The sequence below is a fragment of the Kluyvera chengduensis genome, from assembly GCF_044197065.1.
Classification (GTDB): Bacteria; Pseudomonadota; Gammaproteobacteria; order Enterobacterales; family Enterobacteriaceae; genus Kluyvera; species Kluyvera ascorbata_C.
This window is the reverse complement of sequence record NZ_JBIQOI010000004.1, coordinates 164,427-179,320: the sequence shown is the minus strand read 5'-3', so window position 1 is coordinate 179,320 and position 14,894 is coordinate 164,427. Positions and strand designations below refer to the sequence as shown.

Below are 14,894 nucleotides of genomic sequence, written 5' to 3'. Positions count from 1 at the left end.
ATCTGTTAACGAATATTAATCATGCAGCGTAGGCAACAATCGTTGAGATGAACCGCATACATTGATTTTACTGCGCACCACTTCTTTCATCGCGTCCATGCCGACGCGCATGTAATAACGTGGATCGTTCCCTTGTGGATTTTCAACAAACCACGCTTTGACGGCGTCAGCAAAGGCGATTTTCAATTCGGTCGCAACGTTGACCTTACACACCCCAAGCTCGATGGTGCGGCGCACATATTCATCTGGCACATCACTTGCGCCATGCAGCACCAGCGGAATATCAACCACTTCACGAATCTCCGCCAGGCGCTGGAAATCGATCTTTGGTTTTTTGGTATAGAGGCCATGCGCAGTACCAATGGCGACGGCAAGGCTATCTACGCCAGTACGTTCAACAAAGCGTTTTGCTTCCATAGGGTCGGTCAGGAAAGCACTTTCTGCGTCGACGCTCATGTCGTCTTCCACGCCGCCCAAACGTCCGAGTTCCGCCTCTACGCTGCAATCATGGGCATGACAGAAATCCACTACCGATTTCACGAGCTTCACGTTCTCTTCAAACGGGGAGTGGCTGCCATCAATCATGGCGCTACGTACGCCCGCGTTCACTTTGTGGCGGATATCTTCCAGGGATTCATGGTGATCAAGATGCAGCGCCAGCGGCATATCGTAGGTATTGGAGTAGGCGCGGCACAGCGCATAGATCTCTTCCAGCGCAATATGTTTAAACGTGCCAGGCGTTCCGGCGAGGATCACCGGCGACTGCATTTCGCTGCAAACTTCGAGGATCGCCTGGATAGTTTCCGCGTTATGAATGTTGAAGGCTGGCACCGCGTAGCCTTTCGCCTGGGCGTCTTGCAGAAGATATTTGGTAGAAATAATGCTCATGATGTATTCCTCTTAAGCCAACCAGGGGTGAATAACAACGCCTTGTACTACACGGTTAACCGTGCCGTTGGCGGATGGGGTATCTGGCGTATTACCAACATGGATTGACTGCGTCAGGGCAAAGATCTGGGCGTAGGTCAGGAAGCAGAATGCCAGTTCCATATCGATAAAATGGCGTGCTGGCGGTAGCAGAATATGCGGGCCAGCTTCGATAATGGCATCCGTTTCTGCCGCAATCGCGATCACGCGCATTGCCTGGCGATCGCGGCGAAGCTCCGCCAGTAGATCCAGATCGTATTGGCGCGTGTAAGGGTGGCTGGATATGTACACCACGATAAGCGTTTCGCTATCGACCAGTGATTTTGGCCCGTGGCGGAAACCGGTTGGTGAGTCATAGAATGCAGCCAGTTTACCTGCCGTGAGCTCGAGCACCTTCAGAGCTGATTCACGCGCAACGCCCTGCAATCCACCGCTGCCGAGATAGACGATCCGTTTCCAGGCTTCGTGGCCGAAAACACCGTGGCTGAAGTTACCCAGTGAGGTCAGGATAGCCTGGCAGCGATCGGCGACATCGCGGAAGGTTTCGCTATTGATGACCTGCGGCGCAAACACGGCCAAACAGCTTGCCATCATCGTGGTGATGCTGCTGGTCATGGCAAAGCCGCGATCGTGGGTTTCTGCTGGCATCAGCAGGGCGAAGGCGTTATCGCAATTGACCGCGTTTTTATACAGGCTGCCAGCTTCGTTACAGGTAATCGACAGGTGGTAGCACTCCGGCACGAATTGATTTGCCAACTCAACGGCGGCGACGCTCTCCGGGCTGTTGCCGGAGCGAGCAAAAGAGACCAGCAGCAGCGGATGCGCCGGGTTCAGATAATCCATTGGGTTGGTGACAAGATCGGTAGTCGGTACTGCGCTGATGTTCTTGCCGGTATGGCTTGCGAGCCAAGGGGCGACTATCTCGCCGATAAATGCAGAGGTACCGGCTCCGGTCAGTACGATCCGCAGATCGTGCTTATACAGTAATGGTTCAAGAAACCCGTCAATATCGGCTCGGATGCTGGCGATATTATTCAGCGAGCGGATCCAGCTGTTAGGTTGCTGGCGGATCTCTTCTTCGGTCCAGGTACCGGTTGCAGCGGGCGCGGGGGTATAGATTTCTGGCATAACTCAGTCCTTAGTCTTGTGAAGTCCACATCCGACGCGGGCAAAATGTCGTTGTCTTTCGTTTCGTTTCACTTTTTCGCGTATCAGTTAATTAAAATCTATATAAAAGAAATCGAAAGTTCAATGATGCAAAATGAAATAAAACGAAAACTGTGATCGATGAAACGCTGTTTTTTCTATCCTATTGATTTGTAATGCATAGATAAAAACACTGACGGATTAGTGGTTTGATTAAAAGAAAGGAAAAGAAAGAATGTCGTTCGATAAGTGAAGGGAAAATAGCGCTGTAGGCCGGATAAGCGAAGCGCCATCCGGCAACGGTGATGTGTGGTGCCGGATGGCGCTTCGCTTATCCGGCCTACACGTGATGTCCCTTATCCGCATTGCGTCGTAAAGGGAGTTAAAGGGAAAGATGCTGACCTTGAATCCAGACGCGCTGAACATGCAGGCCGCCGTCGAGGGCGATAATACTGGCGCGTTTACCTGCCTGTAGCGAACCAAGCTGTTGGTCTACCCCCAGAAGGCGGGCAGGGTGCAGCGAGGCCATACGGATTGCCTCTTCAGGAGAAATCCCCGCAAGTTCGACCATATTACGCACGGCGGCATCTACCGAGAGCGTGCTCCCCGCCAGACCGCCGGAAGCGGTTCGTACAATACTGCCGCGCATCTCGACCTTTTCGCCGCACAGCGTGTAGGAGCCGTCAGGCATACCGGCAGCCTGCATCGCATCGGTAATCAATACGACCCGATCTTTCGCACAACAGCAGCAGAGTTTCATAGCGGCCGGGTGAACGTGGTACCCGTCGGCAATCAGTTCGAGCCAAGCCCGCGGGTCGGTTAACCCCGCGCCGACCATGCCAGGCTCCCGATGATGTAAGCCGGTCATGCCGTTATAGCAATGCACGAGACCGTCTGCCCCAGAATCGAAAGCGGCGCTGGTTTGCGCCCAGGTTGCCGCGCTATGTCCCAGCATGACCCGCACGCCTTGTCGCTTAAGATGTTGAATAGCCCGTATCGCGCCTGGTTTTTCCGGCGCGAGGGCGACGACCCTCAGCGTGCTTTGCGAGAGGGCGATTAGCTTATCCAGCTCGTGGATGTCCAGGTCCCGGAACAGTTCAGGAGGATGAGCGCCCTTATTCTGTGGTGTGAAGTAAGGGCCCTCAAGATAGCTCCCCAAAACCTGAGCGCCAGGGCCGCCGGAATGGCAGCGTTGGGCAATGCGCTCCAGCGCGTGGTAGATCTGCTCCATCGGCGCGGTAACGGTGGTGGGAAGCCAGCTCCCCACCCCTTCACGCGCTTTATGCATTGCCAGTGTGTCGAGCGTGTCCGGTGCATCATCCATGACATCGACACCCGCACCGCCGTGGACGTGAGTATCGATATAGGCTGGACAAAGCAGCTCAGCATCGCGCTGCGTGGTGCCTGAAGGTATGGGGGCGATGGCGGTAATGATACCGCTATCAATGTGTATCTGATGATCGTCAAGCCAGCCCTGCTCCGTCAGCAGACGTCTGGCGCGAAGGATCTGCGTCATATCCCTTCCTCTGCTGGAACCTCTTCACGACAGCGCCCCATCTCATCAACCAGGCTTGTCAGGCCGCGGTGCCCGCACTCCAGCGCCTGTAGGCGAAAGGCTTCGCTGCTCAGGCCTTCACGCTCCAGCACCATTTCCAGCAGGAGCTGCAGGTTAGTGCCGGTAATCACCTCTCGGCCGGGCTTTTGCATCGCCAGCGTTGAGGCCACGCGGAATGGCGTGCCGCCAAGGAGGTCGGTCAGAAATACCAGATCGTCCTCGCTATCCAGCGTGTTCACCGCGTGTTCAAGCTGCGAAGTGAGCAACGCGGTGGTGGAGGTTTCTGGAAAATCGATGGCGATAAACTGCGTTTGTTCGCCCAGGATTTGCTTCATCGCTTTTTCCATTCCGCTGGCAAATCCGCCATGCCCGGTCAAAATAATTCCCAACATCTCAGACCTCTTTTGTTTTACAGGAAGTGGCAGAATTTACCGACAACACCCAGCACAACGGTGATGCCGATAAGGCGCAGCGGGCTCCAGCCACGACGAACCAGCCAATACATGGTCAGGGTATATACCAGCGGTAAAAAGGCAGGCATCAGCTTGTCGATAACATCAGTCTGCAGTTTGACGACGGCATCACCCGCTTTAATTTCAAGCGTGGTATTCAGACGAACGTAGGTGGCAACCAGCGCACCGATAACGGTCATACCGACGATTGATGCGGCATGCCCCACCTTTTTGGTGTTGGCTTTGATAAGCGGAATCGCCGCGACGCCCATACGATAAGCATAGTGGGCCAGACCAAAGCGCAGGCCGAGATGCACCACGTTGAACATCACAATGAAGACAATCGCACCGAGGATGGAGCCCTGTAGCGCCAGGCTCGCACCAATGCCGCCGCAGATTGGCAACAGCGTCAGCCAGAACATGGCATCGCCAATGCCGCCGAGCGGTGCGCCTACGGCAATCTTGGTGCTTTGAATGCTGTTCACGTCCTGCTTCGAACGCTCCATCGCCAGAATAATGCCAATCACAAAGGTCACCAGGAACGGGTGGGTGTTGAAGAAACCCATGTGGCCTTTCATCGCTCGTGCGAGGTCGCGTTTGTTGGTGTGGATCTTTTTCAGCGCGGGCAGCAGGCCATAAAGCCAGCCGGAAGCCTGCATACGTTCATAGTTAAAAGAGGCCTGCAGCAGCATGGAACGCCAGGCCACGCGGTTAATATCCTTTTTAGTCAGGTCTGCGCCAATGTTTTGATCTTCATAGACGTTTTCGTTAACCCCGGTCAGTAGCGTCTCTTCATTGTCGGAAACACTCGGCAGGGTCTGTTGATTAGATGCCATCTTCGAATTCCTCTTTCTGTGCCGCAGGTTGAGTCGGTTCAGGAGATTTACGTAGCAGGTCGATGAGCGCCATGGCCAGCGCGGCGGCGGCAATGGCCAGGACCGGAAGCTTGAGCCAGGCTGCGGCAACGAAACCAATGATGAAATAAGGGATGTAGACGTTTTTCATCATGATTTTCAGCAGTACGGCAAAACCGATCGCTGGCATGATGCCGCCCGCGACACCCAGCCCATCAATCAGACGTTCAGGCAGGACATCAATAGCGGTTTTTGCATGTTCCGCGCCGAAGTAAATCGGCAGGAAAGCGCAGAGGAAGTAGAAAATGCCTAACGCCAGTAGCGCCAGATAGTTAACGCGTTCAATACCTGCGGTATCGGCATTTGCCGCCATACGGTCGCAGCGGGACATGACGCCGGACATTACGGAGAACAGGAAAGTAATGCCCATTTGCACGGCGACGGCAAACGGTACGGCGACCCCGACGGCAACATCAGGCTTCACGCCGGTGGTAATGGCAAACGTCGTACCGACAATAGTACCGATAATGACGTTAGGCGGTTGGGCACCGGCCAACGGTGCCAGACCCATCCACACCAGTTCCAGCGTACCGCCGGTAAGAATGCCGGTGTGCAGATCGCCCAGAATCAGACCAACCAGCGGCCCCAGCACCACCGGACGGTGCATATGCGTTAACCCGTTGAACATATCCAGGCCTGCAATAAAGGCGAGAATGCCTAGTGCAAAAGCCTGTAACAGACTAATTTCCATTGTGAATCCCTCAAAGTAGTTTAAAGAGATCCAAAGCAGGTTCTGTCGGAACGCCCTGAACGAAGCATTCCACTCCGGCGGCCTTCAGGCCGTTGAACGCGCTGATATCATTGGCGTCGACAGAAACGGTTTTGGCAATTTGTTGTTTACCTTCGGCGTAGTGCATGTTTCCTACGTTGATGCGGGTGACGGGAACGCCGCCTTCAACCAGCTTGAGAAAATCAGCCGGCGTTCTGCACACCAGCAAAATTTTTTGTCGGTCAGCAGCGCGGTGAATATTGTCGATAACTTTCTGTAGCGACCAGAAACGCACGGCTATCCCTTCAGCCAGTACCATTTCCATCAGGTTCTGCTGCACGGTGTCTTCCGCGACTTCGTCATTGGCGACCAATACCAGATTTGCCCCCGCAAACCCGACCCACTGCACGCCGACCTGACCATGAATCAGTCTTTCATCGATGCGGCTGAGTACGATATTTGGCATAGCGCTTTCCTCTTTGTTGTTATTCGTTATGAGACGGAACGCCCTGACAGGCGGCGTGGTACTGCTGAAGTATGTCCTGAATATGATTAATGATGAGTTCACGCGGTGTAGCGTTGAGATCTCCCTCGCGTACTTTTACGTACTGTAAAGGGAGGTACTGGCTGATGAGCGGTAAGGGAATGGGTTCATCCGCCAGATTGCGTACCAGCCTTTCAAAGGCTTCATCAATTTGGCTGTCTGGCCAGTAGTAGCGAACGCGGTCAGAGTAGCTATAACCACGGGCCAGACGGCGGGCGTTGCCATCGCCGTGGTAGTGGCTTTGCCAGTATTCCGGGCGGTCGAGCATTACGGTTTCAAGAACATGGCGCAGGCCAGAGCCGGCTTTGGCAGGAAGCAGTTCCTCTTCAATCGCCGCCAGTGAGAACAGCGCTTCGCGCAGGGCGAAGGTCAGCCCTGGGCCAACTTTCAGAATCGCGAAATGATCTTTCACCAACTGACGCAGCGACTGCGGTGTCTGATAATCCGTGGAGTGGGCTTCGAAGACCAGCGTGTCATAGGCTTCCACCATTTTGCTCAGCGCGACCGCTTTCTGCGGCTGGTAATCAATAATGTGGGTATGGTCAAACTCAACGCCCGGCTGGACAACCAGTGCGATGATGCGTGGCCAGATGGCATCCAGCCCTTGCTTTTCAAACGCATGATGGTGCGCTTCCAACGTGGCACGAGCAGCATCAGGCGTCGTGACGGCGAGTTCAGTCAATGCTTCGTGGGCACCGCCAGGGACGGGGACTTCTGTGCCAATAACGTAAACAAGATCCGATTCGCCAAAGTGTTCAACGCAGGTCTGCTCGGCAATTTTAGCCAGGCGAGCTGCGCGCTCGGCAACGATCGCATCAGTTAATGGAACGGGATCGCCCTCGCAGGACATACTGCAATCGAGGTGGATCTTTTTAAAACCAGCCGCCACATAGCTTTTGATCAGATCGTCGGCGTTATTCATCGCTTGTTCGGCTGGCAGGTTTTGCCAGCGGTTAGGGCCAAGATGATCGCCCCCCAGAATCAGGCGATCCTGCGGGAAGTTCAGTGAATCAGCCAACGCGCAGACAAAGTGGCGAAAATCAGCCGGGGTCATACCGGTATAGCCACCGAACTGATCGACCTGATTCGACGTTGCTTCAATGAGCAGCGGCGTCTGTTCTGCCTGGGCATAACGAATAGCGGATTCAAGTACCAGTGGATGCGCGGAACAAACGGCATAAATTCCGTTTGTTTTCCCCCGTTTGTGCTGCTCCACCATAGTTGTAAGATATTTCACTTTCCTCTCCAACTCAGATTGTAATGATGTTTATCTTTCGTTTTGTTTCATTTAATACTGCGTTACGAGGGTTTAAAAATAAAATGAAAGATTTCCATTTTCGGATCTGTTTCACAAAAGAAACATAATGAAAGCTTTGTTGTCAGGCTTTGTCGCCGTGTGGGGGCCTTTTAAGGCTTGCATTCCGACAAAAGAAAGGTGTTAATAAGCAAAAAGAAATGAAACGAAAGAATCAATCAAAGGAATCTCTATGAGCAACACCGACTCTTCTGCCGATAAGCGTGTGACGGGAACCAGTGAAAGACGCGAGCAGATTATCCAGCGGTTGCGGCAGCAGGGTAGCGTGCAGGTAAACGATCTTTCTGAATGGTTCGGCGTATCGACGGTGACGATCCGTAACGATCTGGCCTTTCTGGAGAAGCAGGGCATTGCGGTGCGCGCATACGGCGGCGCACTCATCTGCGATAGCAATACGCCAGCGACCGAACCCTCTGTCGAAGACAAAAGCTCTCTGAATACGGCGGTAAAGCGTAGCATCGCGAAAGCTGCCGTGGAGCTGATTAAACCCGGTCATCGCGTAATTCTTGACTCCGGGACCACCACCTATGAAATTGCCCGGTTGATGCGCCAGCATACGGACGTGATTGCCATGACTAACGGCATGAACGTCGCAAATGCGTTGCTGGAGTCGGAAGGCGTTGAACTGCTGATGACCGGTGGCCACCTGCGCCGTCAGTCGCAGTCGTTTTACGGCGACCAGGCGGAGCAATCGTTACAGAATTACCACTTCGATATTCTGTTCCTTGGCGTTGATGCCATTGATCTCGAGCGCGGCATTAGCACGCATAATGAAGATGAAGCGCGGCTTAACCGCCGGATGTGTGAAGTGGCAGAGCGTATTGTCGTTGTCACGGACTCCACGAAATTTAACCGCTCCAGCCTGCATAAGATCATCGATACACAGCGTATTGATGTGATTATTGTTGATGAGGGCGTACCGAATGAAAGCCTGGAAGGGTTACGTCGGCAGGGCATTGACGTGATTTTAGTGAGAGCATAAAAAAATCGGGAGGCAGGGTTGCCTCCCGATTGCGTTTTTTATTCAATATCGCGTAATCAAGTCACCGGAGCCGGGTTAAACACCGCCAGTTGGTTATGCAGACCCCACTGATCCGAGAAGGTTTTCTTACGCCCGCTCGCCACGTCCAGAATGAACTCAAACAGCTTCGTGCCAACATCCTCAATCGTCTCTTCGCCCGTGGCAATGGTCCCGGCGTTGATATCCATTAAGTCATACCAGCGGTTCGCCAGTTCGGTGCGGGTAGCCATCTTAATGACCGGTACGGCCATCAGACCGTACGGCGTGCCACGGCCGGTGGTAAAGACCTGCACGGTAATGCCGGAAGCGACTTGCTGGGTACCGCAGACAAAATCGCTGGCCGGGGTGGCAGCATAAATCAGGCCGCGCTTGGTTGGGCGTTGGCCCGGCGAAAGCACTTCTACAATGGCGCTCTTGCCGGATTTAGCGATAGAGCCCAGCGCTTTTTCCACCACGTTTGCCAGTCCACCTTTTTTGTTGCCCGGGGACGGGTTGGCGCTGCGGTCAGTCTGACCCATATCGAGGTAATTATCGTACCAGGCCATCTCTTCCAGCAGGCGTTTGCCTACTTCTTCATTGATGGCGCGCGGGGTGAGCAGGTGGATGGCGTCACGCACTTCGGTCACTTCCGAGAACATCACGGTTGCGCCGCAGCGCACCAGCAGGTCAGAGGCGTAGCCTACCGCCGGGTTTGCCGTCACGCCGGAGAACGCATCGCTGCCGCCGCACTGCATCCCAACCACCAACTCCGAGGCTGGGCAGGTTTCACGCTGGCGCTTGTTGAGTTTTTCCAGATGGCGTTCGGCCACCTGCAGAATGTCGTCAACCATCGAGCGAAAACCGACATGCTGTTCATCCTGCAGGCGCACGATGCTGGCACTGTCGACCGGGATGCTCTGGACATCTTCGGTACCCTGAAGCAGACGTTCTGGCTGTAACTTTTCACAGCCGAGGCCAACCACCATCACTTCGCCGCCAAAGTTAGGGTTCAGGGCGATATTGTGGATGGTGCGAATAGGTACGATGGCCGCTGGGGCGTTGATCGCCACGCCGCAGCCGTACAGGTGATTGAGGCCCACCACGCCGTCGACGTTGGGGTATTTTGGCAGCAGATCGCGTTCAATAATTTTGACTACGTAATCCACCACGCCCGCGACGCAGTGTACGCTGGTTGAAATACCCAGCAGGTTTTTGGTCCCCACGCTGCCATCGGCATTGCGGTAGCCTTCGAAGGTGTAACCCTCCAGCGGTGGTAGCGGCTCCGGTACTTTGGTTGCCAGCGGTAAGGTATTCAGCGGCGGCGCTTTTGGCAGAATGACCGTGGACTCATCTATCCAGCTCCCTTTGACGATGTCGCGTACGGCGTAGCCGATGACCTCGCCGTAGCGGATAATTTCGCCATTATGAGGAATATCCACCAGGGCCACTTTATGTCCTTGAGGAATATGTTCAATTAATTCCAGTCCGTCAGGAAAACGGGTTCCTGCTTTTAATCCATTATCGTTAACAATAATCGCCACATTGTCTGTTTCGTGCACTTTAATATAAAAGGCAGTTGGCGATTCTTGTCTGATTTCGATGTTAGCCATTGTCCAGCATTCTCCAGCCAGTGGGTAAAATAATAAATGTTATAAGTGTCAGGTTTTTCAATGTGGAAAATAAGAACACTTTGATTATGGAATAAAGCATGTCAGGTGTTGGAATCTAAAAATGTGATAAAGATCACTTATTATCGTCATGCCTTGTGGCGCAAGGGTATCAAAAATTGAAATTGTGCATCAGCGCCCAGTGTTATGTGCATATGTATAACTAAAAGATTTTGTAAGGTGCTTTAATTGTGTCTTTGCACAATGTATGGCTATCGTTTCCTGATTATACTGAATCACGATTTCATGGTGTCTTATCGATTTATAAAGATTGCCAGTTATCAATAAATAATCAGCGAAATAGACCTTAATAATAAAAAAATAATTAAGGTTCTCTGTGCCCGAGGATAATAAAATGATACATGATACAGCTGATGTTTCTGGATCAACGAAAGGAATGCATACCCGTTATTTAATTCTTTTAGTTATTTTCATTGTTACGGCCGTTAACTATGCGGACCGCGCCACGCTCTCAATCGCCGGTACGTCGGTGGCAAAAGAGCTGGGACTGAGTGCGGTCGAAATGGGGTACATCTTCTCTGCGTTCGGTTGGGCATATTTGCTCATGCAGATCCCCGGTGGTTGGTTACTGGATAAATTTGGTTCGAAGAAAGTCTATACCTATAGTCTGTTCTTCTGGTCGCTGTTTACTTTCCTGCAGGGCTTTGTCGGCTTCTTCCCATTAGCGTGGGCGGGCGTCTCAATGTTCTTCATGCGCTTTATGCTGGGCTTCTCCGAAGCGCCTTCCTTCCCGGCTAACGCCCGTATCGTGGCAGCCTGGTTCCCGACCAAAGAACGCGGCACGGCGTCCGCTATCTTTAACTCCGCGCAGTACTTCTCTTTAGCGCTGTTTTCGCCACTGTTGGGCTGGTTAACCTTCGCCTGGGGCTGGGAGCACGTCTTTACCGTGATGGGTGTGATTGGCTTCGTGTTGACCGGCATGTGGGTGAAGTTCGTCCATAACCCAACCGACCATCCGCGCATGTCCAAAGAGGAGCTGAAGTTTATTGCGGATAACGGCGCTGTGGTCGATATGGACCATAAAAAGCCGGGTAGCGATGCGGCAAAAGGTCCGAAGCTGGAGTACATCAAACAGTTGCTGAGCAGCCGTATGATGTTAGGGATCTTCTTCGGCCAGTACTTCCTGAACACCATTACGTGGTTCTTCCTCACCTGGTTCCCGATTTACCTGGTGCAGGACAAAGGTATGTCGATTCTGAAAGTAGGGCTGGTGGCGTCTATTCCTGCGCTGTGCGGTTTCGCCGGTGGCGTGTTGGGTGGGCTGTTCTCCGACTACCTGATTCGTCGTGGCTGTACGCTGACCTTTGCCCGTAAGCTGCCTATCGTATTGGGCATGCTGTTGGCATCGACGATTATTCTGTGTAACTACACCGACAACACCGCGCTGGTCGTTACCCTGATGGCGTTGGCATTCTTCGGTAAAGGCTTTGGTGCACTCGGTTGGCCGGTTATCTCCGACGTGGCGCCAAAAGAGATTGTAGGGCTGTGCGGCGGGCTGTTTAACGTCTTCGGTAACGTGGCGTCTATCGTCACACCGCTGGTGATTGGCTATATCGTGAGTGAGCTGCACTCCTTTAATGGCGCACTGATTTTTGTAGGCTGCTCCGCCCTGATGATGATGGTTTGCTACCTGTTCGTGGTGGGCGACATCAAACGTCTGGAACTGCGTAAGTAAGCCACGACTAACTTAAGGTAATGAAAATGGATAACGCGATTTTCCCTAACAAATTCAAAGCTGCGCTGGCGGCAAAACAGGTACAGATTGGCTGCTGGTCCGCACTTTCCAGCCCAATCAGCACTGAAGTGTTAGGACTGGCCGGTTTCGACTGGCTGGTACTGGACGGTGAACATGCGCCGAACGACGTGACGACGCTCATCCCGCAACTGATGGCCTTAAAAGGCAGCGCCAGCGCACCGGTGGTTCGTATCCCAACCAACGAGCCGGTGATTATCAAGCGCATGCTGGATATCGGTTTCTACAACTTCCTGATTCCGTTTGTGGAAACCGAAGAAGAAGCCGCACAGGCGGTCTCTTCGACCCGCTATCCGCCAGAAGGCATTCGCGGCGTGTCCGTTTCTCATCGTGGCAACATGTTTGGCACCGTGCCGGATTACTTCGCGCAGTCCAATAAAAACATCACCATCCTGGTGCAGATAGAAAGCCAGCTGGGCGTCGACAACGTTGATGCCATTGCCGCCACTGAAGGCGTAGATGGCATCTTCGTCGGCCCAAGCGACCTGGCCGCCGCGTTAGGCCATCTGGGCAACGCTTCTCACCCGGAAGTGCAGCAGGCGATTCAACATATTTTCGCCCGTGCCAAAGCGCACGGTAAGCCAAGCGGCATCCTGGCGCCGGTAGAAGCCGATGCGCGCCGCTATCTGGAGTGGGGCGCAACCTTTGTGGCGGTAGGCAGCGATCTCGGCGTGTTCCGCGCCAGTACGCAGAAGCTGGCTGACGCCTTCAAGAAGTAACCACCACCGAATACACACATATTTGAGGAAATGACGATGAAAGTTGGTTTTATTGGCCTGGGTATCATGGGTAAACCGATGAGTAAAAATCTGCTGAAAGCAGGTTACTCGCTGGTGGTTTGTGACCGTAATCCTGAAACGATTGCTGAAGTGATTGCCGCCGGTGCCGAAACGGCAACCACGGCAAAAGCCATTGCTGAACAGTGTGATGTGATCATCACCATGCTGCCAAACTCTCCGCATGTGAAAGACGTCGCGCTAGGTGAAAACGGTATTATCGAAGGCGCGAAGCCGGGCACCGTGCTTATCGACATGAGCTCGATTGCACCGCTGGCTAGCCGTGAAATCAGCGACGCGCTGAAGGCGAAGGGCATTGATATGCTCGATGCGCCAGTCAGCGGCGGCGAACCAAAAGCTATCGACGGCACCCTGTCGGTGATGGTCGGCGGTGATAAAGCTATCTTCGATAAATACTACGACCTGATGAAAGCGATGGCGGGCTCCGTGGTGCATACCGGTGAAATCGGCGCGGGCAACGTGACCAAGCTGGCAAACCAGGTGATCGTCGCGCTGAACATTGCGGCGATGTCTGAAGCGCTGACGCTGGCAACCAAAGCGGGCGTTAACCCGGATCTGGTTTATCAGGCGATTCGCGGCGGCCTGGCGGGCAGTACCGTGCTGGATGCCAAAGCACCGATGGTGATGGATCGTAACTTCAAGCCGGGCTTCCGTATCGACCTGCACATTAAAGATCTGGCGAATGCGCTGGATACCTCACATGGCGTGGGCGCGCAGCTGCCGCTGACCGCCGCGGTGATGGAGATGATGCAGGCGCTGCGTGCTGATGGTCTTGGAACCGCCGACCATAGCGCTCTGGCGTGCTATTACGAAAAACTGGCGAAAGTGGAAGTCACTCGCTAAGGACGTTGTGCCCGGTGGCGCATTGCGTGCCGGGCTTACAGGGTAGGCCGGAACTGTGAAACGCGCTCCGGCGTCGTGCGCTAATAGGCTCAGATATGAAAATCGTAATCGCCCCAGACTCTTATAAAGAAAGCCTTTCTGCCACCGAGGTAGCTCAGGCAATAGAAAAAGGATTTCGGGAAATCTTTCCGGAAGCGCAATTCGTGTCAGTGCCGGTCGCCGACGGTGGAGAAGGAACGGTTGAGGCGATGATTGCGGCAACGCAGGGTCGTTCAGTGACGTCAACGGTCACCGGCCCGCTTGGCGATGCCGTAGAAGCACAGTGGGGGATCTCCGGCGACGGGAATACCGCCTTTATTGAAATGGCGGCGGCAAGCGGTCTGGCATTAGTTCCACCGGAGCTGCGTAACCCGCTGATTACCACCTCTTACGGCACCGGGGAGCTGATCCTCCAGGCGCTGGAGAGCGGGGTGAAAAACATTATTATCGGCATTGGCGGCAGCGCGACCAATGACGGTGGTGCCGGTATGGTACAGGCGCTGGGCGCGAAGCTGTGTGATGCTAGCGGCACGGAAATCGGTTTTGGCGGCGGTAGCCTGATGAGCCTCAACCATATTGATATTTCCGGTCTTGATGCGCGTCTGAAAGACTGCGCGATTCGCGTGGCCTGCGATGTGACGAACCCGCTGACGGGGCCCTTTGGCGCGTCCTGTATCTTTGGCCCGCAGAAAGGGGCGACGGAGGCGATGATCGCCGAACTGGACCGTAATCTGGCGCACTACGCGGATGCGATTAAGAAATCGCTGCGCATTGACGTCAAAGAGGTGCCGGGTTCCGGCGCGGCTGGTGGGATGGGCGCGGCGCTGATGGCGTTCCTCGGCGCGGAGCTGCGTAGCGGCATTGAGATTGTGACCCAGGCGCTGAATCTCGAAGAACATATTCATGACTGCACGCTGGTGGTGACCGGTGAAGGCCGCCTCGACAGCCAGAGCATTCACGGCAAAGTGCCGGTCGGCGTGGCCAGCGTGGCGAAGAAGTACCATAAGCCGGTTATCGGCATTGCCGGTAGCCTGACGCGCGATGTGGGCGTGGTGCATCAGTACGGGATTGATTCGGTATTCAGCGTGCTGAACCGCATTGGCTCGCTGGAAGAAGCCTTCCGCGACGCGGCGGAGAATATTTACCACACTTCCCGGAACATCGCCGCCACAATTCAGGTGGGGATGCGGATCGAAGGGTGACATCGACGCG

14 protein-coding genes are annotated in these 14,894 nt (G+C 54.1%); 5 read left to right on the top strand and 9 right to left on the bottom strand.

Features of this window, described 5'->3' with window-relative positions; genetic code table 11:
* Positions 1–15: 15 nt before the first annotated feature.
* From kbaY to kbaZ, 8 genes are all read right to left on the bottom strand, one after another.
* A complete protein-coding gene (gene kbaY / locus ACH1XZ_RS13435) occupies positions 16–888 on the bottom strand; it encodes a tagatose-bisphosphate aldolase subunit KbaY (RefSeq protein WP_395595968.1) in 873 nt (290 codons plus the stop codon).
* A 12-nt stretch (positions 889–900) separates the two neighbouring features.
* A complete protein-coding gene (locus ACH1XZ_RS13430; RefSeq protein WP_395595967.1) occupies positions 901–2,055 on the bottom strand; it encodes an SIS domain-containing protein in 1,155 nt (384 codons plus the stop codon).
* Between the two features lie 400 nt (positions 2,056–2,455).
* A complete protein-coding gene (gene nagA / locus ACH1XZ_RS13425; protein ID WP_395595966.1) occupies positions 2,456–3,589 on the bottom strand; it encodes an N-acetylglucosamine-6-phosphate deacetylase in 1,134 nt (377 codons plus the stop codon).
* A complete protein-coding gene (gene agaF / locus ACH1XZ_RS13420) occupies positions 3,586–4,020 on the bottom strand; it encodes a PTS galactosamine/N-acetylgalactosamine transporter subunit IIA (RefSeq protein WP_395595965.1) in 435 nt (144 codons plus the stop codon). Before agaF ends, nagA begins: the two co-directional genes overlap by 4 nt.
* A gap of 17 nt (positions 4,021–4,037) precedes the next feature.
* Positions 4,038–4,916 (bottom strand): PTS N-acetylgalactosamine transporter subunit IID, encoded by an 879-nt coding sequence (gene agaE / locus ACH1XZ_RS13415; RefSeq protein WP_395595964.1) that lies wholly within the window; start codon positions 4,914–4,916, stop codon positions 4,038–4,040.
* Complete coding sequence (gene agaW / locus ACH1XZ_RS13410; protein ID WP_035891034.1) at positions 4,906–5,685, bottom strand: PTS N-acetylgalactosamine transporter subunit IIC; 780 nt, start codon at positions 5,683–5,685, stop codon at positions 4,906–4,908. Before agaW ends, agaE begins: the two co-directional genes overlap by 11 nt.
* A 10-nt stretch (positions 5,686–5,695) precedes the next feature.
* Entirely contained in the window at positions 5,696–6,169 is a 474-nt protein-coding gene (gene agaV / locus ACH1XZ_RS13405; RefSeq protein WP_395595963.1) for a PTS N-acetylgalactosamine transporter subunit IIB, read from the bottom strand.
* Positions 6,170–6,188: 19 nt separating this feature from the next.
* A complete protein-coding gene (gene kbaZ / locus ACH1XZ_RS13400) occupies positions 6,189–7,466 on the bottom strand; it encodes a tagatose-bisphosphate aldolase subunit KbaZ (protein ID WP_395596057.1) in 1,278 nt (425 codons plus the stop codon).
* A 268-nt stretch (positions 7,467–7,734) separates the two neighbouring features.
* Here kbaZ and ACH1XZ_RS13395 point away from each other — a divergent pair, with 268 nt between their 5' ends.
* Entirely contained in the window at positions 7,735–8,544 is an 810-nt protein-coding gene (locus tag ACH1XZ_RS13395; RefSeq protein ID WP_395595962.1) for a DeoR family transcriptional regulator, read from the top strand.
* 56 nt (positions 8,545–8,600) lie between these two features.
* Here the strand turns inward: ACH1XZ_RS13395 and garD are convergent, their stop codons facing one another.
* Positions 8,601–10,172: a galactarate dehydratase gene (garD, locus tag ACH1XZ_RS13390; protein WP_395595961.1), complete on the bottom strand. Its 1,572-nt coding sequence runs from the start codon at positions 10,170–10,172 to the stop codon at positions 8,601–8,603.
* A 412-nt stretch (positions 10,173–10,584) separates the two neighbouring features.
* Here garD and ACH1XZ_RS13385 point away from each other — a divergent pair, with 412 nt between their 5' ends.
* The 4 genes from ACH1XZ_RS13385 (at position 10,585) to garK (ending at position 14,884) form a co-directional block, all read left to right on the top strand.
* Positions 10,585–11,925, top strand: coding sequence for an MFS transporter (locus ACH1XZ_RS13385; RefSeq protein ID WP_395595960.1), 1,341 nt, complete (start codon positions 10,585–10,587; stop codon positions 11,923–11,925).
* Positions 11,926–11,951: 26 nt separating this feature from the next.
* A complete protein-coding gene (garL, locus tag ACH1XZ_RS13380; protein ID WP_395595959.1) occupies positions 11,952–12,722 on the top strand; it encodes a 2-dehydro-3-deoxyglucarate aldolase in 771 nt (256 codons plus the stop codon).
* A gap of 30 nt (positions 12,723–12,752) precedes the next feature.
* A complete protein-coding gene (garR, locus tag ACH1XZ_RS13375) occupies positions 12,753–13,643 on the top strand; it encodes a 2-hydroxy-3-oxopropionate reductase (protein ID WP_395595958.1) in 891 nt (296 codons plus the stop codon).
* A 95-nt stretch (positions 13,644–13,738) separates the two neighbouring features.
* Positions 13,739–14,884 carry a glycerate 2-kinase gene (garK, locus tag ACH1XZ_RS13370; RefSeq protein WP_395595957.1) on the top strand — a complete coding sequence of 382 codons (1,146 nt, stop codon included), beginning with the start codon at positions 13,739–13,741 and terminating at the stop codon, positions 14,882–14,884.
* Positions 14,885–14,894: the final 10 nt, after the last annotated feature.